Raw genomic sequence first — 22,500 nt, 5'->3', positions numbered from 1 at the left:
TATTTTACCATACCGACAGATCGCTTCTACAAAAAATAAAATAGAAAATCTTAAACTACACATCAAAAATAATGAAAGAAAATGAATATGAAGGGATTAAAAGAATAAGGATTACTTACTTGAGGCTGATAAAGTGAAACTTTAATCAGTGGGGGTTTTGTTCATCCCCCACTGATTATTAGTTGAACCAATCGGACGTTAACGCGGGATAAAAAGTTTAAAACACAAAAAAGACGAGTCATACTGACTCGTCTTACAATTGCTTGGCGACGTCCTACTCTCACAGGGACAAGGTCCCAACTACCATCGGCGCTAGAGAGCTTAACTTCCGTGTTCGGTATGGGAACGGGTGTGACCTCTCTGCCATCATCACCAAACTATGAAGGCATATTCCTTCAAAACTAGATAACATTTGCTACATATTATATGGTTAAGTCCTCGATCTATTAGTATTCGTCAGCTCCACATGTCACCATGCTTCCACCTCGAACCTATCAACCTGATCATCTTTCAGGGATCTTACTAGCTTACGCTATGGGAAATCTCATCTTGAGGGGGGCTTCATGCTTAGATGCTTTCAGCACTTATCCCTTCCGCACATAGCTACCCAGCTATGCCCTTGGCAGAACAACTGGTACACCAGCGGTGCGTCCATCCCGGTCCTCTCGTACTAAGGACAGCTCCTCTCAAATTTCCTACGCCCACGACGGATAGGGACCGAACTGTCTCACGACGTTCTGAACCCAGCTCGCGTACCGCTTTAATGGGCGAACAGCCCAACCCTTGGGACCGACTACAGCCCCAGGATGCGATGAGCCGACATCGAGGTGCCAAACCTCCCCGTCGATGTGGACTCTTGGGGGAGATAAGCCTGTTATCCCCGGGGTAGCTTTTATCCGTTGAGCGATGGCCCTTCCATGCGGAACCACCGGATCACTAAGCCCGACTTTCGTCCCTGCTCGACTTGTAGGTCTCGCAGTCAAGCTCCCTTATGCCTTTGCACTCTACGAATGATTTCCAACCATTCTGAGGGAACCTTTGGGCGCCTCCGTTACACTTTAGGAGGCGACCGCCCCAGTCAAACTGCCCACCTGACACTGTCTCCCGGGTCGATAAGACCCGTAGGTTAGAATTTCAATACAGTCAGGGCGGTATCCCACCAGCGCCTCCACCGAAGCTAGCGCTCCGGTTTCAATGGCTCCCGCCTATCCTGTACAAACTGTACCAAAATTCAATATCAGGCTACAGTAAAGCTCCACGGGGTCTTTCCGTCCTGTCGCGGGTAACCTGCATCTTCACAGGTACTATAATTTCACCGAGTCTCTGGTTGAGACAGTGCCCAAATCGTTACACCTTTCGTGCGGGTCGGAACTTACCCGACAAGGAATTTCGCTACCTTAGGACCGTTATAGTTACGGCCGCCGTTTACTGGGGCTTCAGTTCAGAGCTTCGCTTACGCTAACCCCTCTCCTTAACCTTCCAGCACCGGGCAGGTGTCACCCCCTATACTTCGCCTTACGGCTTCGCAGAGAGCTGTGTTTTTGCTAAACAGTCGCTTGGGCCTATTCACTGCGGCTTTCCGTTAAGAAAGCACCCCTTCTCCCGAAGTTACGGGGTCATTTTGCCGAGTTCCTTAACCAGAGTTCTCTCGCACACCTTAGGATTCTCTCCTCGCCTACCTGTGTCGGTTTGCGGTACAGGCACCTTTTATCTCGCTAGAAGCTTTTCTTGGCAGCGGGGAATCAAAGACTTCGCTCCATAAGGAGCTTCCCCATCACAACTCAGCCTTCACGATAAGCGGATTTGCCTACTTATCAGCCTAATTGCTTGGACGTGCACAACCAATCGCACGCTTCTTCTATCCTTCTGCGTCCCTCCATTGCTCAAACGATAAAGAGGTGGTACAGGAATATCAACCTGTTGTCCATCGCCTACGCCTGTCGGCCTCGGCTTAGGTCCTGACTAACCCTGAGCGGACGAGCCTTCCTCAGGAAACCTTAGGCATTCGGTGGACGGGATTCTCACCCGTCTTTCGCTACTCATACCGGCATTCTCACTTCTAAGCGCTCCACCAGTCCTTCCGGTCTGACTTCACTGCACTTAGAACGCTCCCCTACCACTGATACCATTGGTATCAATTCGCAGCTTCGGTGGTGTATTTAGCCCCGGTACATTTTCGGCGCAGAGTCACTCGACTAGTGAGCTATTACGCACTCTTTAAATGGTGGCTGCTTCTAAGCCAACATCCTAGTTGTCTAAGCAACTCCACATCCTTTTCCACTTAATACACACTTTGGGACCTTAGCTGGCGATCTGGGCTGTTTCCCTCTTGACTACGGATCTTATCACTCGCAGTCTGACTCCTAAGGATAAGTCATTGGCATTCGGAGTTTGACTGAATTCGGTAATCCGATGAGGACCCCTAGTTCAATCAGTGCTCTACCTCCAAGACTCTTACACTTAAGGCTAGCCCTAAAGCTATTTCGGGGAGAACCAGCTATCTCCAGGTTCGATTGGAATTTCTCCGCTACCCACACCTCATCCCCGCACTTTTCAACGTGCGTGGGTTCGGGCCTCCATTCAGTGTTACCTGAACTTCACCCTGGACATGGGTAGATCACCTGGTTTCGGGTCTACGACCACGTACTAAACGCCCTATTCAGACTCGCTTTCGCTGCGGCTCCGCCTCTTCAGCTTAACCTCGCACGGGATCGTAACTCGCCGGTTCATTCTACAAAAGGCACGCCATCACCCATTAACGGGCTCTGACTATTTGTAGGCACACGGTTTCAGGATCTCTTTCACTCCCCTTCCGGGGTGCTTTTCACCTTTCCCTCACGGTACTGGTTCACTATCGATCACTAGGGAGTATTTAGCCTTGGGAGATGGTCCTCCCAGATTCCGACGGAATTTCACGTGTTCCGCCGTACTCAGGATACATTCAAGAGAGAACGAAGTTTCGACTACGGGGTTGTTACCCTCTACGACGGACCTTTCCAGGTCGCTTCGTCTACCTCGTTCCTTTGTAACTCCGTATAGAATGTCCTACAACCCCAAGAGGCAAGCCTCTTGGTTTGGGCTATGTTCCGTTTCGCTCGCCGCTACTCAGGAAATCGCATTTGCTTTCTCTTCCTCCAGGTACTTAGATGTTTCAGTTCCCTGGGTCTGTCTTCCTTACCCTATGTATTCAGGTAAGGATACCATACCATTACGTATGGTGGGTTTCCCCATTCGGAAATCTTCGGATCAAAGCTTACTTACAGCTCCCCGAAGCATATCGGCGTTAGTCCCGTCCTTCATCGACTCCTAGTGTCAAGGCATCCACCGTGCGCCCTTTCTAACTTAACCAAACTAAAAATTAAAAAATATGAGCTACACTGTTATCTAGTTTTCAAAGAACATACATTTATATATGAGAGATAGTTCTCTCAAAACTGAACAAAACGAAACACGGAAACTTATATTGATGAACAGCGTTCATCAATTCTCCATAGAAAGGAGGTGATCCAGCCGCACCTTCCGATACGGCTACCTTGTTACGACTTCACCCCAATCATCTGTCCCACCTTAGGCGGCTGGCTCCAAAAAGGTTACCCCACCGACTTCGGGTGTTACAAACTCTCGTGGTGTGACGGGCGGTGTGTACAAGGCCCGGGAACGTATTCACCGCGGCATGCTGATCCGCGATTACTAGCGATTCCAGCTTCATGTAGGCGAGTTGCAGCCTACAATCCGAACTGAGAACGGTTTTATGAGATTAGCTCCACCTCGCGGTCTTGCAGCTCTTTGTACCGTCCATTGTAGCACGTGTGTAGCCCAGGTCATAAGGGGCATGATGATTTGACGTCATCCCCACCTTCCTCCGGTTTGTCACCGGCAGTCACCTTAGAGTGCCCAACTTAATGATGGCAACTAAGATCAAGGGTTGCGCTCGTTGCGGGACTTAACCCAACATCTCACGACACGAGCTGACGACAACCATGCACCACCTGTCACTCTGCTCCCGAAGGAGAAGCCCTATCTCTAGGGTTTTCAGAGGATGTCAAGACCTGGTAAGGTTCTTCGCGTTGCTTCGAATTAAACCACATGCTCCACCGCTTGTGCGGGCCCCCGTCAATTCCTTTGAGTTTCAGCCTTGCGGCCGTACTCCCCAGGCGGAGTGCTTAATGCGTTAACTTCAGCACTAAAGGGCGGAAACCCTCTAACACTTAGCACTCATCGTTTACGGCGTGGACTACCAGGGTATCTAATCCTGTTTGCTCCCCACGCTTTCGCGCCTCAGTGTCAGTTACAGACCAGAAAGTCGCCTTCGCCACTGGTGTTCCTCCATATCTCTACGCATTTCACCGCTACACATGGAATTCCACTTTCCTCTTCTGCACTCAAGTCTCCCAGTTTCCAATGACCCTCCACGGTTGAGCCGTGGGCTTTCACATCAGACTTAAGAAACCACCTGCGCGCGCTTTACGCCCAATAATTCCGGATAACGCTTGCCACCTACGTATTACCGCGGCTGCTGGCACGTAGTTAGCCGTGGCTTTCTGGTTAGGTACCGTCAAGGTGCCAGCTTATTCAACTAGCACTTGTTCTTCCCTAACAACAGAGTTTTACGACCCGAAAGCCTTCATCACTCACGCGGCGTTGCTCCGTCAGACTTTCGTCCATTGCGGAAGATTCCCTACTGCTGCCTCCCGTAGGAGTCTGGGCCGTGTCTCAGTCCCAGTGTGGCCGATCACCCTCTCAGGTCGGCTACGCATCGTTGCCTTGGTGAGCCGTTACCTCACCAACTAGCTAATGCGACGCGGGTCCATCCATAAGTGACAGCCGAAGCCGCCTTTCAATTTCGAACCATGCAGTTCAAAATATTATCCGGTATTAGCCCCGGTTTCCCGGAGTTATCCCAGTCTTATGGGCAGGTTACCCACGTGTTACTCACCCGTCCGCCGCTAACTTCATAAGAGCAAGCTCTTAATCCATTCGCTCGACTTGCATGTATTAGGCACGCCGCCAGCGTTCATCCTGAGCCAGGATCAAACTCTCCAATAAAGTTAGTTTGTCTAGCATCTAAAAATAAAAATTGACGTTTCACGTTGTTTGTTTCGTTCAGTTTTCAAAGAACTACTTGGTCGCTCATTTGCGACTCCCTTATGTTAACATCTTCATCTTTCAATGTCAACTAAGTTTTTCATTTCGTTTGCCGCGTTCTGCGTTATTGCATCGGCGACTTGTCCTATATTACACCTCTAACCTACAATCGTCAACATGTTTTTCTAAAAAAATATAAAAAGGCTTATTTCTTTTAAAATAAGCCTTTTTATCATATAGCACTCTATTCATTTATTATTTTTCTATAATTGGTAACGAGACGATAAAATGAATAGTGCCATCCTTATATTCAGCTCGAATACTACCATCTTGTAATTCAACAATACTTTTCGCAATTGCCAATCCAAGTCCCGATCCTTCCGTTACTCTACTTCGGGATTGATCTTTCTTATAAAAACGTTCAAACAAACTCCCTAACTCTTCTCTCGTAAACTCTTCACTATGATTCGCAATTACAATTTGTATTTCCCGGCGCTGCCTTTGAAGAGAAACTTTTATCTCCCCATCATCTTTACTATACTTAATCGCGTTCATTAATAAATTATCAAATACACGAACCATCTTTTCCGAATCAACCGCTGCATAGGCACGTTCCTCAGGAAACTTCTTAACAAACGTAAGTCCATGCTCTTCTGCTTGCGGTACTAACTCTTCTATTAATTGCTCCAATAACTCATTTATACAAACCTCTTGTTTTTCTAATATAACTTGCTCATTTGTTAACTTCGTATACTCAAATAAATCTTCTATTAAATTCTTTAACTGCTCCGACTTCGCAAAAGCAATTCTCGTATATTCATCATGTTGTTCTTTATTTTCATATTTAGAATCTCGAAGTAATCGCAAGTAACCCATAATAGAAGTAAGTGGTGTACGCAAATCGTGAGATACATTCGTAATAAGCTCGTTCTTTTGCTTCTCTAATTTACGTTCCTTTTCTATATTATTCATAAGCTCTTCTGCCATATTATTAATATTCTCAGTTAAAGACGCAATTTCGTCCTCACCTTTCTTCTCAATACGATACGCTAAGTTGCCTTTTTCTATTTCCTTTACACCTTGTGCCATAGCTTCAATTTGCTTCATCTTTCTCTTTGTTATATAGAAGAAAGAGAAAATAAATACGAGTACACCTATGAAAAATGGAAACGGCCCTTCTTGCGTATGATATCTCACTTCACCTCCCGGAATCCCACTAACAAACATGTATAAATTCTTATCTCCTATTGTAATAGGTGCAAAAGCTATAAATTCTTTTCTTGTATTTTCAAATGCATCTTGGCCATTTGAATAGTTGATTGCAAATGATGCTGCATTACGAATTGTATTATGCAAATCAATTTGTTCTTCTTGTGCCTGCTTCGTCTTATATACAACTTTGCCGCTCTCGTCAGTAACCAGTACTTTTAAAGCTCTAGATCCTCGTTCTAAATTTTGGTTCTCCCTTTCGATCATATCGGATATAGCTTCTAATTTATTTTCGTGAACTGAACTATTCGCCACACTTTGAGCTTGTTGATGAATTTCTCTCATACCAGACCCATAATCTATTGTCGCCTGCCGATTCGCATTCTCAAAAAAAGGTGCTGCTCCCTTTGCAAAAAAAAGCCCTAATAACGCACAAGCAGTAAACGCAGTAATAAGTTGAATTCGTATACTCCGTTTCACACTCTTCACTATCTTTCCAATTAATTCTCGAATTTTCCTAACATAAGTAAATGGATTAAATATCTTTTTCAATCTTATACCCCACTCCCCATACTGTTTTTATATATATCGGCTTCCTTGGATTCTCTTCAATCTTTTCACGCACTTTCCGAATATGAACCATTACCGTGTTATCCGACTGGAAAGACCTTTCGTTCCAAACCTTTTCATAAATTTGTTCCGCGCTAAAGACCATCCCAGGATTACGAGCTAGTAATTCTAAAATCGAAAATTCCCTCGGAGTCAGTTTCACTTCTTCTCCATCCACAATAACTTTATGGGTTGAGATATTTATTTTCATCTCTCCAATTTCTAACTCGTCCTCATTTTGAATAGCAAAACCATTCATCTTCATATAACGACGTAACTGAGATTTAATCCTTGCGATTAACTCTAGCGGGTTAAATGGTTTCGTTACGTAATCATCTGCACCTGTAGTTAATCCTAAAATTTTGTCCATATCTTGCGTTTTCGCAGAAAGCATAATAATCGGCATTTCTTTCGATTCTCTTACTTTCATACACATGTGAATACCATCTATTTTTGGCATCATAATATCTAATACGACTAGATGTACTTCATTTTCTTCTAGTAAACGTAATCCTTCTTCTCCGTCCCCTGCTTGCAACACTTTATATCCTTCATTCTTTAAATAGATTGTAATAAGATTCCTAATTTCTTTTTCATCATCTACGACAAGTATTGTTTCGGTTGCCACAATATCTCCCCCATCACTTTTTTAATCCCTAACTTCTATTATAGGAAAACTTCTGAAGAAAAACGCTCGGAAATCCTTAAGATTTTCTGAAGACGCAAAAAAGGTCTAGACTCCCCTTAAGTCTAGACCTTTCAAAAACCCCTTTTATTTACGAACGTAGATGAAATATAGTACGAATAAAACTCCCATAACATACATAATTGGATGAATCTCTTTGCGGCGACCACTTACTACCATTGTAATTGGATAGAAGATAAATCCGATTGCAATCCCTGTTGCAATACTATACGTAAGCGGCATTGAAATGATTGTAAAGAATGCTGGTACTGCAATCTCGAATTTCTTCCAATCAATTTCGCCTAAAGATGAAACCATTAAGATTCCTACAATAATTAAAGCTGGTGCCGTTACAGCTGGTGTTACAACACTTAATAATGGTGAGAAGAATAGTGCCAGCAAGAAGAATCCTGCTGTTACAACTGCCGTAAATCCAGAACGTCCACCCGCTGCTACCCCTGCAGAAGATTCAATGTAAGACGTTGTTGTTGATGTACCTAAGATCGCACCGATTACAGTTGCAATCGCATCTGCGAATAACGCTTTTCCTGCACGTGGTAATTTATTGTTCTTCATTAATCCAGCTTGATTCGCAACCGCTACAAGTGTACCTGCTGTATCAAAGAAATCAATGAAGAAGAACGTTATAATAACAATCACCATTTGAACAGTGAAAATATCTCCGAAGTGCGTTAATGCCACACCGAACGTTGGTTCTAAACTCGGTATTGCTCCCACTACAGCTTTCGGAGTATCAATTAATCCTGTTGCTACTCCTAAGATTGCTGTAAGAATCATACCGTAGAACACTGCACCATTAACTTTCTTAATCATGAAGATGATTGTCGTAACAACCCCGAAGATCGCTAGTAACGTTGTGCCCTTTGTTAAATCCCCCAACCCAACAAGAACAGCATCATTTTTCACGATAATTCCGGCATTTTGGAATCCAAGGAAGGCAATGAATAATCCGATACCTGCCGCTACTGCAAACTTTAACTCTGATGGAATAGCATTAATGATTTTTTCACGAATACCTGAAGCTGTAAGAATAATAAAGATAATACCTGACATTAATGTTCCAGCAATTGCTGTTTGCCACGGAATACCCATCGTTAACACTGCCGTATAAGCAAAGAATGCGTTAATTCCCATACCCGGTGCCAAAGCAATCGGATACTTCGCGAATATCCCCATAATTAACGAACCAATCGCTGCTGCTAATGCTGTAGCAACGAATACTGCACCTGGATCCATTCCTGTACCTGCTGGTAACCCTTTAACATTTCCAAGTGACAGTGTAGCAGGATTGACAAATAGTACATAAGCCATAGATAAAAATGTCGTTAAACCTGCTATGAACTCTGTTTTATAATTTGTACCGAGTTCATCAAACTGAAAATAGCGTTTCATCTTACGTTTCCCCCGTTATATGATTACTCGCCGTAATCTCCCTAGCCCTCTTTTATCTATTAAAAATAAAAAAGGCTTCCATTGCATATACATGGAAGCGTTCTATGAATAAAGACAAGTTTCCCCTCATCTTTATCAAAACGCCTCGTAGTCAAGCCATTTACGGTAGCTAGGTAGAAACTTTCGGGCCATATCCCCGATATTATACGACGGCATAATATTCACTTTTCGTTTGAATTACATACTCATATTAACTCGATGAGGTGATTTTGTCAATTTAAAAACGAACATTTTTATAAACTTTTGTATTTTCGTTCGTATTAATGGTAAAAACAAAAAGATCCATCTATACATAAACGATAGATGGATCTTTTTTATAATACTATTCCCACTCAATAGTTGCTGGTGGCTTACTCGTTACATCATACACGATACGGTTAACGTGTTTTACTTCGTTTACGATACGTACAGAGATTTTCTCTAATACGTCCCAAGGAATACGTGCCCAGTCAGCTGTCATACCGTCGATAGATGTTACTGCACGGATACCTACTGTGTAATCATAAGTACGCTCGTCACCCATAACACCTACGCTACGCATACCAGGAAGCGCAGTGAAGTATTGCCAGATTTCGCGGTCTAATCCCGCTTTTATAATTTCTTCACGTAAAATCGCATCAGATTCACGAACGATTTCTAATTTCTCTTCTGTGATTTCACCTAATACACGAATACCAAGACCAGGGCCTGGGAATGGTTGACGCCATACGATTTCATCAGGAATTCCTAGTTCTGATCCTAATACACGTACTTCATCTTTAAATAACGTGTTTAAAGGCTCAATTAATTTGAACTGCATGTCTTCTGGAAGTCCACCAACGTTATGGTGAGATTTAATTGTTTGTGCAGTTGCTGTACCACTTTCAACGATGTCTGTGTAAAGTGTACCTTGTGCTAAGAAGTCCATACCTTGTAATTTAGAAGCTTCATCATCAAATACGTAAATAAATTCATTACCAATGATTTTACGTTTTTGTTCTGGATCTTCTACACCTTTTAACTTGTTCATGAAGCGTTCTTGTGCATCCACTTTAATAACGTTCATGTGGAAACCTTCACTGAATGTTTTCATAACGCCTTCTGCTTCACCTTTACGAAGTAAACCGTGGTCAACGAAAATACATGTTAATTGGTCGCCGATTGCTTTATGAATTAATACTGCTACAACAGAAGAGTCTACACCGCCGCTAAGTGCACATAGTACTTTTTTGTCTCCAACAGTTTCACGGATTTTCTCTAATTCTACTTCGATAAAGTTCTCCATGTTCCATCCTTCAGAACAACCACATGCGCCGAATACGAAGTTTTTAATTAAATCGTTACCATGCTCAGAATGACGTACTTCTGGGTGGAATTGTACACCGTATAAGTTTTGCTCTTCATTGCTCATACCAGCAATTGGACAAGACTCACTTGTTGCATCTACTACGAATCCTTCAGGTAAACCAGTTACTAAGTCGCCATGGCTCATCCATACAACTTGCTCTTCTGGAAGGTTCGTATATAATTTTGATTCGTTCTCTACTTTAAGAACAGCTTTTCCGTACTCACGGTGATTTGCACGTTCTACTTTACCACCGAAGTGTTGTGTCATAAGCTGCATACCGTAACAAATACCGAAGATCGGTAATCCTAGTTCAAAGATTTTTTCATCACAATGTAATGCGCCTTCACCGTATACACTATTTGGTCCACCAGAGAAGATAATCCCTTTTGGATTCATTGCTTTAATTTCTTCCGCAGTAATTGTATGTGGATGAAGTTCACTGTATACACCGAACTCACGAATTCGACGTGCTATTAACTGATTGTACTGACTCCCAAAATCTAAAACGATAATTGTATCATGCTGCTTCTTCAAAATAATCACCCCAACGTTAGTTCTCGTATATAAATATTTTCACCAATTTGGCAAAAAGCATTACTAATATAATAAAAAAAGCCAGTCCTCCGCCTCTAGTCTCATAACAAAGAAAAGGCAGGGGTCTGGCTTTATAAAGAAAGATAGTCTTCCGCTCTTTATAAATATAAGACACACTGCCTTCATAGTCAGGTTGTTTACGGTAACCCGGTAGAGACTCTCAAACCTTATCTTTGAGGATATATGAAGGATCGTTTTATATTATCTTCCTAGATTCTAACAATGAAGTATCGGTATGGTCAAGAGAGAAAGCGACAAAATTCTACAGAAATTAAATTCCTTTTCTAAAAAAAATAAAAAAACATCCATTTCTATATAGAAATGGATGTTTTTTAGGGCAAACGGAATTACATCATTCCGCCCATACCGCCCATGCCCATGCCGCCCATGTCAGGCATTGCTGGTGCATTTGGTTCTGGCTTGTCAGCAACTACAGCTTCAGTTGTTAAGAACATAGCTGCAACAGATGCTGCGTTTTGAAGTGCAGAACGAGTTACTTTAGCTGGATCTACGATACCAGTTTCAAGCATGTTAACCCACTCGCCAGTAGCTGCGTTGAAACCAACGCCTACTTTTTCGCCTTTTAGACGCTCTACAACTACAGATCCTTCTAGACCAGCGTTGATTGCGATTTGACGAACTGGCTCTTCTAGCGCGCGAAGTACGATGTTGATACCTGTTGCTTCGTCGCCTTCAGCTACGATAGAAGCTACTTTCGTGTATACGTTCATAAGTGAAGTACCACCACCTGCAACAATACCTTCTTCTACTGCTGCACGAGTTGAGTTAAGTGCATCTTCAATGCGAAGTTTGCGCTCTTTTAACTCAGTTTCAGTTGCTGCACCTACTTTAATTACTGCTACGCCACCTGCAAGTTTTGCAAGACGCTCTTGTAATTTTTCACGATCGAATTCAGAAGTAGTTTCTTCTAATTGCGCACGGATTTGACCGATGCGAGCTTCGATTTGTTGTGTATTTCCGATACCTTCAACTACAGTTGTGTTTTCTTTCGTTACAACAACTTTACCAGCGCGTCCTAAAGATTCAATTGTAGCAGATTTTAAGTCACGGCCTAATTCTTCAGTGATTACTTCGCCACCAGTTAAGATTGCGATATCTTCTAGCATTGCTTTACGACGGTCACCAAATCCAGGAGCTTTAACAGCTACTACATTGAATGTACCACGAAGTTTGTTCACTACTAATGTAGCTAAAGCTTCGCCTTCTACATCTTCAGCAATGATAAGAAGTGGTTTACCTTGTTGTACCACTTGCTCTAATACTGGTAAGATTTCTTGAATGTTAGAAATCTTTTTGTCAGTGATTAAGATGTATGGGTTATCAAGAACTGCTTCCATTTTGTCAGAATCAGTAATCATGTAAGGAGATGCATATCCACGATCAAATTGCATACCTTCTACTACGTCTAATTCTGTTGTGAATCCTTTAGATTCTTCTAAAGTAATAACACCGTCGTTACCAACGCGCTCCATTGCTTCAGCGATTAATTGACCTACTTCTTCGTCAGCCGCAGAAATAGCAGCTACTTGTGCGATAGAAGATTTACCTTCGATTGGTTTAGAAATCTCTTTTAATTCTGCAATTGCAGCAGTAACAGCTTTTTCGATACCTTTACGAAGACCCATTGGGTTCGCACCAGCTGTTACGTTTTTAAGACCTTCACGAATCATAGCTTGTGCTAATACAGTTGCAGTTGTTGTTCCGTCACCAGCTACATCATTTGTTTTGCTAGCAACTTCTGCTACTAATTTTGCACCCATGTTTTCGAATGCATCTTCTAATTCGATTTCTTTTGCGATTGTTACACCGTCATTTGTAATAAGTGGTGAACCGAATTTTTTCTCAAGTACAACGTTACGACCTTTTGGTCCAAGTGTTACTTTTACTGCGTTTGCAAGAGTGTCGACACCGCGAAGCATCGAACGACGTGCTTCTTCACTAAATTTAATATCTTTTGCCATAATAATTGACCCCCTTGGATTTTTTAAGATTTATATAATTAACCGATAACTGCTAAAATGTCACTTTCACGTAAAATCAAGTAGTCAGTACCTTCGTATTTCACTTCAGTACCTGCATATTTTGAGAAGATGATAAGATCACCTGCTGCTACCTCTAAAGCAACACGCTCACCATTTTCAAGCACTCTACCAGTACCTACTGCAATAACTTTACCCTCTTGTGGTTTTTCTTTTGCAGTGTCTGGTAATACAATACCACTTGCTGTTTTTTCTTCTGCTTGAACAAGCTCAATTACAACGCGATCACCTAATGGCTTTAGCATGAACAATAACCTCCTCATTTTGTTATGTAAATTTTATTTATTAGCACTCAAGTCACTCGAGTGCTAACACACTTATAATAATAAATAATCTCAATTTCTTTTGCAAGTAAAAAAATCATAATTTTTTCGCAAATTTAGCTATACACTTTTCTATATAGAGTCCCTCTTCTTCTACCTTTACTATATGAATCGTTGTTTCCACTACTCGTATGTTACAATATGAAAGGACACCCTAAGTTGTTTTCGCTATACACACAACTTTCTCCTGTCTTCTATTATAATTTCAAATACGGATTTACGAAAAAAACATAATTTACGCGAGGTTTATATCGTAGGTAGCATATTTACATGTTATCCTACCTTATCTCATACACTAGAGTTAGAAAGGATGGTTAAACCATTTGAAAAAACAATATTGGTGGGTTATCGTTACATACATTTTAATGCAGTTATCATCCATCGCTGGATTACCACTTCTCCTGAAAACTGGACTTTATGATAACAGGGGATTTACTAGAGAAGAGAAATTCCAGCTCATAACTGGCCACTGGGCAATCATTAGCTTCTTTATTGCATTATGTATCGTACTTTGGTTACTTAGAACAGATATTCGCGACAGACGTTTAGATACAACGCGTTCTTCTATTCCAGCTACGATTGGTTGGATTTTTATCGGATTCTTCTTAGCATTTTTCTCGCAAAGTATTGCCGGTATGATAGAAATGCGTTTATTAGGAATTAAACCTGGATCAGAAAATACAGCGAGACTTATGGATATCGCTAGAACGACACCTTGGTTCCTTATCGTCATCTCTATAATAGGACCTATCTTGGAAGAAATCGTATTTAGAAAAATTTTATTTGGTACACTTTATAAGAAGTTTAACTTCTTTATTGCTGCTATCATTAGTTCTCTCGTATTCGCAGCAATTCATTTTGATTTCACTCACTTATTGGTATACACTTCTATGGGGCTCGTGTTCGCCTTTTTATATGTAAAAACGAAGCGTATTATCGTCCCTATCGCAGCTCATGTTGCTATGAATACATTAGTTGCAGTTGCTCAAGTTTTAATGAGCAATGAACAAATTCAAGAAATGATTAAAGAAGCTGAAAAAATGCAAGGCTTTATCGGAGGATTTTTAGTATGAGAAACTCACCATTGTTCATGGCTGCATTGTACTTCCTTCTAGGATGTATCTTTACACGCTTCGCCATTACGAACGTAACAGATACAATCTGGAATATGTGGACAATACTATTTGCAGTTATGGCAACAATTGATTTTAATTTGGCACTTCGCCTCATCTTAGTTAAATTCACAAAGAAAAAACAATAATAAAACGCAGAGGTCGCTTCCTCTGCGTTTTATTGTGGATAATTCTTCAAAAAGTAAACAAGTGTTTGTAACTCTACTGCTAAATCAATATGATGAATTCTTATATTGTCTGACACATTTAAGCGCGCTGGTGTAAAATTTAAAATACCATGCACGTTCGTTTCTGCCAATCTATCTGCTACAGATTGTGCTACTGTAGCGGGTACTGTTAATATTGCCACTTGTATATCAGTTGATAAACGTTCTTCTAATTCATCTAAATGATATACAGGAATGCCCCCGATTTCTGTTCCGACTTTCTCTTCACTAACGTCAAACGCCATTTCAATTTTTGTATTATTGTTTTTCGTGAAATTATAATGTAAGAAAGCGGTCCCTAAATTACCTACTCCAATAAGTGCTACACGTGTTATATCATCTTGGTCGAGTGTTTCACGGAAAAATGATAATAGATAATTTACGTTATATCCATAACCTTTTTTCCCTAACGCTCCAAAATATGAGAAATCTCTTCGAATCGTTGCGGAATCAACCTTTACCGCCTCGCTCAATTCTGCTGATGAAACACGTTGCTTACCAGAAAGAGATAAGTTTTGGATAAATCGATAGTATAGAGGCAATCGTTTGGCAGTGGCCTGTGGAATTTTTTGCTGATCCATATAACCTCTCCTCTCTTCCTATCTTTATTCATATACTTGAATCAAATACAGAAGTTTAGCACTCATGAATTTCCCTGTATAATAAAGAGAAGAAGTATTCTCTCTTCATTTTAAACTATACACTATTTTTAGTATGATTGAGAAATATAAACATGGCAAAGTTAAGAAATTATTTGAGGTGAAAACATTGATTTTATTACAAGTAAACGCGCTTTCGAAATTATACGGTGCAGAAACGATTCTTGCAAACATAAAATTGGAAGTTCAAGCGAAAGATCGTATTGCATTAGTCGGACGAAATGGAGCCGGAAAATCTACATTATTAAAAATAATAGCTGGTGAGCTATCTCATGATGGTGGCGAAATTATAAAACCGAAAGATGTCTCAATCGGGTACTTAGCTCAGAATACCGGCTTAGAAACGTCTTTAACAATTTGGGATGAAATGTTAACCGTCTTTACACACTTGCAGCAAATGGAGACAAAACTTCGAAGGCTAGAGCAAGAGATGGGAAAAGAAGAAAACTTTTCAAACGAGGCTACATACGAAAGATTATTAGCTGATTATGACCAATTACAATTAGATTATAAAGATCAAGGCGGCTATCAGTACGAAGCAGATATTCGCTCGATTTTAAGTGGTCTTGGCTTCCCAGTTGAAACGCATCAGACGACGATTTCTACATTAAGCGGTGGACAAAAGACACGATTAGCTCTAGGTAAATTATTATTAACGAAACCAGACCTACTTATTTTGGACGAGCCTACAAACCATTTAGACATCGAAACATTAACATGGCTTGAACAATATTTACAAGGCTATCCTGGCGCAATACTAATCGTTTCCCATGACCGTTATTTCTTAGATAAACTCGTTACACAAGTATATGAAATTTCGAATAAAGAAAGCAGACGATTTGTTGGTAACTACAGTAAATATTTAGACTTAAAATCAGCGCTATACGAGCAAGAAATGAAACGTTATGAAAAACAACAAGATGAAATCGCTAAGCTTGAGGACTTCGTTCAAAAAAATATAGCGCGTGCATCTACGACAAAACGTGCCCAAAGCCGTCGTAAACAATTAGACCGAATGGAATTATTAACAAGACCATTAGGTGATTCTAAGTCAGCTTCCTTCCACTTCGATATCGAAAAACAAAGTGGAAATGATGTTTTACAAGTAAAGGATGCAACTATCGGCTATGATGAGGATCCGATTATTGAACATGTAACGATGCGCTTAACTCGCGGGGATAGCGTTGCTTTAGTTGGTCCAAACGGAATCGGGAAATCCACATTATTAAAATCACTTGTGAATAAGTTACCTCTATTACATGGTGATGTTTCTTTCGGATCCAATGTATCTGTTGGTTATTATGATCAAGAACAAGCAAACTTAACATCTTCTAAGCGGGTTTTAAATGAGTTATGGGATGAATATCCCTTGCAGCCTGAAAAAGAAATTCGCACGATATTAGGTAACTTCTTATTCACCGGGGATGATGTACTAAAACCAGTATCTTCTCTTAGTGGTGGACAAAAAGCTCGATTAGCTCTTGCAAAACTTATGATGCAAAAATCGAATTTATTAATTCTTGATGAACCTACGAACCATCTTGATTTAAATAGTAAAGAGATTTTGGAAAATGCTTTAATTGATTATCCAGGCACCCTTCTATTTGTCTCACATGACCGCTACTTTATTAATCGTGTAACGACGACCGTTGTTGAGTTATCAACAGAAGGTGCACAGGAATATTTAGGGGACTACGATTACTACGTTGAAAAGAAAAATGAAATGATTGAACGCGCAGCATTTGAACAACAAGAACAGCAAGAAAGCCAAGCGCCTGTTCAAAAAACTGTAGCTCAAGAAAAATTAAATTATCTCGAAGAAAAAGAGCGTAAACAATTAGAACGTCAACGCACTCGAAAAATTGAGGAGCTAGAACAAAATATTGTCGAATTTGAAGAAGAAATTGCTACGTTAGAAGATCAACTTTGCTTACCAGAAATATATGCAGATTATGAAAAAGCTAGTGAAATTACAACGAAAAAGCAAACACTACAAGAGCAGCTTGATGCATGTATGGCAGAATGGGAAGAATTACATTTATAAGAGTATGAATAAGAAGGATGTCTCATAGGTCGGGATTTTTGACTATGCGACATCCTTTTTGTCTTCTAGTTGGAATGAACGTCATATTGTATAAACAATTCGACACGACATATCGATTTACCGACAAAGTTTGACATTGTTAATAACTTCTATCCTAAGAGCGTATTTCAAAATGTTTTTTAGAAATATCTTCTTGCTATTTATTTCCCGAAAAAGAATACACGTAAAGGTCAGACTTCATCCGATTTATCCACAAGTTTATACACATATCCACCTTTGTAAAATAAACCCCAAAATAACTTTTCCACATTATCAACAATTAACAAAAAAGTTATCAACATTTTATATACACAATAAAACCCACATTATCAACAGATAATATGGGTTTTATCCACAAGCTGTGGTTAATTTTGTGTATAACTATGCTTCAATATCTAATCCTGGATTTGCATTTAAAGCTAATGTAGCACGTTTTCCTTGTTCATATGCAATTGTACCTGCCGCCGCAATCATTGCCGCATTATCTGTGCATAAAGATATTGGAGGGATAATTAGCTCAATATTTTCTTTTTGTGCAAATTCTTCTTCTAAACGTGCACGAAGTCCTTTATTAGCAGCTACTCCACCAGCTAGAAGCAGTTGCTTTACGTTATACGCTTCTGCTGCACGGGATGCTTTCGTTACAAGCACATCTATTACACTTTCTTGGAAACTTGCTGCTAAATCTTCCGGTGCAATTTCTATCCCGCGTTGTTTTGCGTTATGCACAGTGTTGATAACTGCTGATTTCAATCCACTAAAACTGAAATCATACGAATCAGGTTCTAGCCATGCACGAGGCAAATCAATTGTTGGTTCTCCTTCATGTGCAAGGCGATCAATATGAGGGCCACCTGGATATGGCATAGATAACGTACGAGCTACTTTATCATATGCCTCTCCAGCTGCATCATCCCTCGTTTCACCAATCACTTCGAATGAACCATGCTCTTTCATATAAACAAGCTCTGTATGCCCACCAGATACAACAAGTGATAGTAGTGGGAATTGAACTTCTTTTACTAAACGATTCGCATAAATATGACCAGCGATATGATGAACACCAACTAGAGGAATATCATGTGCAAAAGCTACTGCTTTCGCTGCATTTACCCCTATTAAAAGTGCTCCTACTAGACCAGGTCCTTCTGTTACAGCAATTGCATCAATATCATCAAATGTGATATTTGCTTCTTTTAAAGCTTCTTCTAACACAACTGTAATTTCTTCTACATGATGACGGGATGCAATCTCTGGTACAACTCCGCCAAAACGTTTATGACTTTCAATTTGTGATGCAACTACGTTTGCAATAATTTCCGTTCCATTTTTAACAACCGCTACTGCTGTTTCATCACAACTTGTTTCAATACCAAGTATAATTGTATTTTTTTCCATTATATATTCACCCACATTACGAGACCATCTTCCTGATTGTCTGCATAGTATCGTTTACGAATTCCACCATTTTGAAATCCGTATTTTCTGTATAACTGTTTTGCTACTTCATTTGATACACGTACTTCAAGTGTCATCGTTTTTACCCCTAAATCTTTCGCTTCGGAAATAACTTCTTTCAATAAAGCATCTCCTAGCTTTTGACCTCTGTATTCTGGCAAAATAGCTATATTTGTTATATGTGATTCATCAATAATTATCCACAATCCACAATACCCAATTACACGACCATCTTTTTCTAGCACAACATAATGTGCATGTTCATTCGTCGTTAACTCACGGTGAAAGGCATCTGCAGTCCAAGGAGTTGAAAAAGACGCTTCTTCAATAGCTACAATTTGAGCGATATCATCGAGTTCCATCTTTCTAAATATCATATCCATCTTCTGCAAACCCCTACTTGTTTTGACTTTCTAACCACTTTGTTTCGGCCTCAGCTAAACGAAGGTAACTAGGAACAAATGAATGCACATCTTGTTCTTCTTTTTGCAATCCTAAGAACGCTAATTCACTTGGTCTTGGGTTATTTTTAGTGAAAGGAGCAAATACAGCTTGATCGCCTAAATGTTCTATTATTGTTTCTTTGTGCAGTTTAACATCGTTACCAATAAATAAAACCTGCTTGCCTTTATCTTTTAACATTTGCAACCAGTCTACAATAAGGATGATTCGGTCTTCTTCTATAGAAGTGACATTCTCTCCTTCATATGTATATAACCCAGTATAAATTTGTCCACGTCTTCCATCGAATAAAGGACAGATTAATCCATCAAAATTAGCTCCGTTTGCAGCTACTACTTCTAAACTTGATACACCTACAATCGGTATTTGAAGTGACCAAGCTAATGTTTTGGCAGCTGTCACACCTATGCGAACACCTGTATATGATCCAGGTCCAGCAGCTACAACGATTTTAGTTAATTCTTTCGGTTTTACACCGCATTCTTTTAACAGTTGTTCTACAGCTGGCATAAGACGTACAGAATGGTTTTTTGTTAAGTTTGTAATGATTTCCCCAATTACGTTTCCTTCTTCAATAAGGGATACACCCATTACGTAATTTGAAGTATCAATTGCTAGTACTTTCATCTTGTAATAGCTCCTCACATAATCTAATATATCGATCTCCAATTGGCTCGAGTACAATTTTCCTTGTATCATCTCCAGCATGGAATAAACTAATTTGTAACTTCTCATTTGGTAAAAATGCTTCTATTAAATGAGCCCATTCTACTACGGTAATTCCTTCACCGTAGAAATACTCATCAAAACCTAAGTCCTCTTCACTTTCAGCTAAGCGATACACGTCCATATGATATAGCGGCAATCTCCCTTTATATTCTTTAATAATATTAAAGGTAGGACTATTTACAACTCTTTTCACCCCAAGACCTTTTGCTAGTCCTTTTGTAAAAGTTGTCTTACCAGCCCCTAGATCTCCTTCTAAAATAATTACATCTTGCGCCCCTACAAGTCCACCTAGTTTTTCTGATAACCTTTGTGTTTCCTCAGAGGATTTTGTTGTTATTTCATATTTACTCACAGACTTCACCTACTTTACTCACAATGTTCTCTGCTCTTTATTATACAGGTTTTGAATATATAAAAAAGTCCTTAGGAGTTTTCCTAAGGATAGTTTGACTGTCTTTATTAGTTTTTTGTTAAAACAAATAAAAAAATACGAAACAACATGTTTCGTTCTTTTCTTTATATAAAATGGCGGTCCCGACCGGGGTCGAACCGGCGATCTCCTGCGTGACAGGCAGGCATGTTAACCACTACACCACGGGACCATTTGGTTGCGGGGACAGGATTTGAACCTGCGACCTTCGGGTTATGAGCCCGACGAGCTACCGTGCTGCTCCACCCCGCGATGATATAAATAGCCTGGCAACGTCCTACTCTCACAGGGACAAGGTCCCAACTACCATCGGCGCTAGAGAGCTTAACTTCCGTGTTCGGTATGGGAACGGGTGTGACCTCTCTGCCATCATTACCAGACTATTGAAGGTATATTCCTTCAAAACTAGATAACATTTGCTTCATATTATATGGTTAAGTCCTCGATCTATTAGTATTCGTCAGCTCCACATGTCACCATGCTTCCACCTCGAACCTATCAACCTGATCATCTTTCAGGGATCTTACTAGCTTACGCTATGGGAAATCTCATCTTGAGGGGGGCTTCATGCTTAGATGCTTTCAGCACTTATCCCTTCCGCACATAGCTACCCAGCTATGCCCTTGGCAGAACAACTGGTACACCAGCGGTGCGTCCATCCCGGTCCTCTCGTACTAAGGACAGCTCCTCTCAAATTTCCTACGCCCACGACGGATAGGGACCGAACTGTCTCACGACGTTCTGAACCCAGCTCGCGTACCGCTTTAATGGGCGAACAGCCCAACCCTTGGGACCGACTACAGCCCCAGGATGCGATGAGCCGACATCGAGGTGCCAAACCTCCCCGTCGATGTGGACTCTTGGGGGAGATAAGCCTGTTATCCCCGGGGTAGCTTTTATCCGTTGAGCGATGGCCCTTCCATGCGGAACCACCGGATCACTAAGCCCGACTTTCGTCCCTGCTCGACTTGTAGGTCTCGCAGTCAAGCTCCCTTATGCCTTTGCACTCTACGAATGATTTCCAACCATTCTGAGGGAACCTTTGGGCGCCTCCGTTACACTTTAGGAGGCGACCGCCCCAGTCAAACTGCCCACCTGACACTGTCTCCCGGGTCGATAAGACCCGTAGGTTAGAATTTCAATACAGTCAGGGCGGTATCCCACCAGCGCCTCCACCGAAGCTAGCGCTCCGGTTTCAATGGCTCCCGCCTATCCTGTACAAACTGTACCAAAATTCAATATCAGGCTACAGTAAAGCTCCACGGGGTCTTTCCGTCCTGTCGCGGGTAACCTGCATCTTCACAGGTACTATAATTTCACCGAGTCTCTGGTTGAGACAGTGCCCAAATCGTTACACCTTTCGTGCGGGTCGGAACTTACCCGACAAGGAATTTCGCTACCTTAGGACCGTTATAGTTACGGCCGCCGTTTACTGGGGCTTCAGTTCAGAGCTTCGCTTACGCTAACCCCTCTCCTTAACCTTCCAGCACCGGGCAGGTGTCACCCCCTATACTTCGCCTTACGGCTTCGCAGAGAGCTGTGTTTTTGCTAAACAGTCGCTTGGGCCTATTCACTGCGGCTTTCCGTTAAGAAAGCACCCCTTCTCCCGAAGTTACGGGGTCATTTTGCCGAGTTCCTTAACCAGAGTTCTCTCGCACACCTTAGGATTCTCTCCTCGCCTACCTGTGTCGGTTTGCGGTACAGGCACCTTTTATCTCGCTAGAAGCTTTTCTTGGCAGCGGGGAATCAAAGACTTCGCTCCATAAGGAGCTTCCCCATCACAACTCAGCCTTCACGATAAGCGGATTTGCCTACTTATCAGCCTAATTGCTTGGACGTGCACAACCAATCGCACGCTTCTTCTATCCTTCTGCGTCCCTCCATTGCTCAAACGATAAAGAGGTGGTACAGGAATATCAACCTGTTGTCCATCGCCTACGCCTGTCGGCCTCGGCTTAGGTCCTGACTAACCCTG

At 41.2% G+C, this 22,500-nt stretch carries 14 protein-coding genes, 2 tRNA genes, 5 rRNA genes and 2 riboswitches (1 of these 23 running past the window's edge); of the genes, 3 read left to right on the top strand and 18 right to left on the bottom strand.

Annotated features, from left to right (window positions below; all coding sequences use genetic code 11):
• Positions 1 to 261: 261 nt before the first annotated feature.
• The 9 genes from rrf (ACHZK0_RS01580) to groES form a co-directional block, all read right to left on the bottom strand.
• A 5S ribosomal RNA gene (gene rrf, locus ACHZK0_RS01580) occupies positions 262 to 377 on the bottom strand.
• 49 nt (positions 378 to 426) lie between these two features.
• Positions 427 to 3,348, bottom strand: a 23S ribosomal RNA gene (locus ACHZK0_RS01575).
• A gap of 146 nt (positions 3,349 to 3,494) precedes the next feature.
• Positions 3,495 to 5,046 (bottom strand): 16S ribosomal RNA (locus tag ACHZK0_RS01570).
• The 16S, 23S and 5S rRNA genes sit together here, the layout of an rRNA operon.
• Positions 5,047 to 5,340: 294 nt before the next feature.
• Positions 5,341 to 6,846 carry a sensor histidine kinase gene (locus ACHZK0_RS01565; protein WP_270344193.1) on the bottom strand — a complete coding sequence of 502 codons (1,506 nt, stop codon included), beginning with the start codon at positions 6,844 to 6,846 and terminating at the stop codon, positions 5,341 to 5,343.
• The gene (locus tag ACHZK0_RS01560) at positions 6,830 to 7,531 is read right to left on the bottom strand and encodes a response regulator transcription factor (protein WP_262743113.1); all 702 of its coding nucleotides are present in this window, start codon (positions 7,529 to 7,531) and stop codon (positions 6,830 to 6,832) included. Before ACHZK0_RS01560 ends, ACHZK0_RS01565 begins: the two co-directional genes overlap by 17 nt.
• Positions 7,532 to 7,675: 144 nt before the next feature.
• A complete protein-coding gene (locus tag ACHZK0_RS01555; protein WP_000833097.1) occupies positions 7,676 to 9,001 on the bottom strand; it encodes an NCS2 family permease in 1,326 nt (441 codons plus the stop codon).
• A gap of 128 nt (positions 9,002 to 9,129) precedes the next feature.
• A riboswitch (purine riboswitch) is annotated at positions 9,130 to 9,231 on the bottom strand.
• A gap of 152 nt (positions 9,232 to 9,383) precedes the next feature.
• The gene (gene guaA / locus ACHZK0_RS01550; RefSeq protein WP_000743922.1) at positions 9,384 to 10,922 is read right to left on the bottom strand and encodes a glutamine-hydrolyzing GMP synthase; all 1,539 of its coding nucleotides are present in this window, start codon (positions 10,920 to 10,922) and stop codon (positions 9,384 to 9,386) included.
• 165 nt (positions 10,923 to 11,087) lie between these two features.
• Positions 11,088 to 11,189: riboswitch (purine riboswitch) on the bottom strand.
• Positions 11,190 to 11,329: 140 nt separating this feature from the next.
• The gene (groL, locus tag ACHZK0_RS01545) at positions 11,330 to 12,964 is read right to left on the bottom strand and encodes a chaperonin GroEL (RefSeq protein WP_262743114.1); all 1,635 of its coding nucleotides are present in this window, start codon (positions 12,962 to 12,964) and stop codon (positions 11,330 to 11,332) included.
• Between the two features lie 38 nt (positions 12,965 to 13,002).
• Positions 13,003 to 13,287: a co-chaperone GroES gene (gene groES, locus ACHZK0_RS01540; RefSeq protein WP_000917306.1), complete on the bottom strand. Its 285-nt coding sequence runs from the start codon at positions 13,285 to 13,287 to the stop codon at positions 13,003 to 13,005.
• A 401-nt stretch (positions 13,288 to 13,688) separates the two neighbouring features.
• On the opposite strand from groES, the gene ACHZK0_RS01535 reads away from it, so the two are divergent.
• Entirely contained in the window at positions 13,689 to 14,438 is a 750-nt protein-coding gene (locus ACHZK0_RS01535) for a CPBP family intramembrane glutamic endopeptidase (protein WP_071722019.1), read from the top strand.
• Positions 14,435 to 14,626: a YdiK family protein gene (locus tag ACHZK0_RS01530; RefSeq protein WP_001246201.1), complete on the top strand. Its 192-nt coding sequence runs from the start codon at positions 14,435 to 14,437 to the stop codon at positions 14,624 to 14,626. Before ACHZK0_RS01535 ends, ACHZK0_RS01530 begins: the two co-directional genes overlap by 4 nt.
• Before the next feature lie 29 nt (positions 14,627 to 14,655).
• Here ACHZK0_RS01530 and ACHZK0_RS01525 read toward each other — a convergent pair whose 3' ends face one another.
• The gene (locus ACHZK0_RS01525) at positions 14,656 to 15,285 is read right to left on the bottom strand and encodes a redox-sensing transcriptional repressor Rex (RefSeq protein WP_000372703.1); all 630 of its coding nucleotides are present in this window, start codon (positions 15,283 to 15,285) and stop codon (positions 14,656 to 14,658) included.
• 187 nt (positions 15,286 to 15,472) lie between these two features.
• Here ACHZK0_RS01525 and ACHZK0_RS01520 point away from each other — a divergent pair, with 187 nt between their 5' ends.
• Positions 15,473 to 17,407, top strand: a complete 1,935-nt coding sequence (locus tag ACHZK0_RS01520; RefSeq protein ID WP_270607763.1) for an ABC-F family ATP-binding cassette domain-containing protein — start codon at positions 15,473 to 15,475, stop codon at positions 17,405 to 17,407.
• A gap of 420 nt (positions 17,408 to 17,827) precedes the next feature.
• Here the strand turns inward: ACHZK0_RS01520 and tsaD are convergent, their stop codons facing one another.
• The 8 genes from tsaD to ACHZK0_RS01480 all read right to left on the bottom strand — a co-directional run.
• Positions 17,828 to 18,844: a tRNA (adenosine(37)-N6)-threonylcarbamoyltransferase complex transferase subunit TsaD gene (tsaD, locus tag ACHZK0_RS01515; RefSeq protein WP_395761085.1), complete on the bottom strand. Its 1,017-nt coding sequence runs from the start codon at positions 18,842 to 18,844 to the stop codon at positions 17,828 to 17,830.
• Positions 18,844 to 19,287, bottom strand: coding sequence for a ribosomal protein S18-alanine N-acetyltransferase (rimI, locus tag ACHZK0_RS01510; RefSeq protein WP_000367199.1), 444 nt, complete (start codon positions 19,285 to 19,287; stop codon positions 18,844 to 18,846). Before rimI ends, tsaD begins: the two co-directional genes overlap by 1 nt.
• 13 nt (positions 19,288 to 19,300) lie before the next feature.
• Entirely contained in the window at positions 19,301 to 19,993 is a 693-nt protein-coding gene (gene tsaB / locus ACHZK0_RS01505; RefSeq protein WP_000865762.1) for a tRNA (adenosine(37)-N6)-threonylcarbamoyltransferase complex dimerization subunit type 1 TsaB, read from the bottom strand.
• Positions 19,974 to 20,447: a tRNA (adenosine(37)-N6)-threonylcarbamoyltransferase complex ATPase subunit type 1 TsaE gene (gene tsaE / locus ACHZK0_RS01500; protein ID WP_061679603.1), complete on the bottom strand. Its 474-nt coding sequence runs from the start codon at positions 20,445 to 20,447 to the stop codon at positions 19,974 to 19,976. The genes tsaB and tsaE overlap by 20 nt, the downstream gene beginning before the upstream one ends.
• A 174-nt stretch (positions 20,448 to 20,621) precedes the next feature.
• Positions 20,622 to 20,697 (bottom strand) — tRNA-Asp (locus ACHZK0_RS01495).
• 3 nt (positions 20,698 to 20,700) lie between these two features.
• Positions 20,701 to 20,777 (bottom strand) — tRNA-Met (locus ACHZK0_RS01490).
• A 12-nt stretch (positions 20,778 to 20,789) separates the two neighbouring features.
• Positions 20,790 to 20,905, bottom strand: a 5S ribosomal RNA gene (rrf, locus tag ACHZK0_RS01485).
• A 50-nt stretch (positions 20,906 to 20,955) separates the two neighbouring features.
• Positions 20,956 to 22,500, bottom strand: a 23S ribosomal RNA gene (locus ACHZK0_RS01480); it runs 1,377 nt beyond the window's last position.

This window comes from Bacillus sp. 3G2, assembly GCF_044324725.1.
GTDB lineage: Bacteria > Bacillota > Bacilli > Bacillales > Bacillaceae_G > Bacillus_A > Bacillus_A mobilis.
This window is presented reverse-complemented; position numbering and strand designations above follow the sequence as displayed.

Coding starts and splice junctions, on each gene's coding strand:
- ACHZK0_RS01555 (WP_000833097.1), bottom strand. CDS start 9,001: ATGAAACGCTATTTTCAGTTTGATGAACTCGGTACAAATTATAAAACA.
- groL (WP_262743114.1), bottom strand. CDS start 12,964: ATGGCAAAAGATATTAAATTTAGTGAAGAAGCACGTCGTTCGATGCTT.
- groES (WP_000917306.1), bottom strand. CDS start 13,287: ATGCTAAAGCCATTAGGTGATCGCGTTGTAATTGAGCTTGTTCAAGCA.
- ACHZK0_RS01530 (WP_001246201.1), top strand. CDS start 14,435: ATGAGAAACTCACCATTGTTCATGGCTGCATTGTACTTCCTTCTAGGA.
- ACHZK0_RS01525 (WP_000372703.1), bottom strand. CDS start 15,285: ATGGATCAGCAAAAAATTCCACAGGCCACTGCCAAACGATTGCCTCTA.
- tsaD (WP_395761085.1), bottom strand. CDS start 18,844: ATGGAAAAAAATACAATTATACTTGGTATTGAAACAAGTTGTGATGAA.
- rimI (WP_000367199.1), bottom strand. CDS start 19,287: ATGGATATGATATTTAGAAAGATGGAACTCGATGATATCGCTCAAATT.
- tsaB (WP_000865762.1), bottom strand. CDS start 19,993: ATGAAAGTACTAGCAATTGATACTTCAAATTACGTAATGGGTGTATCC.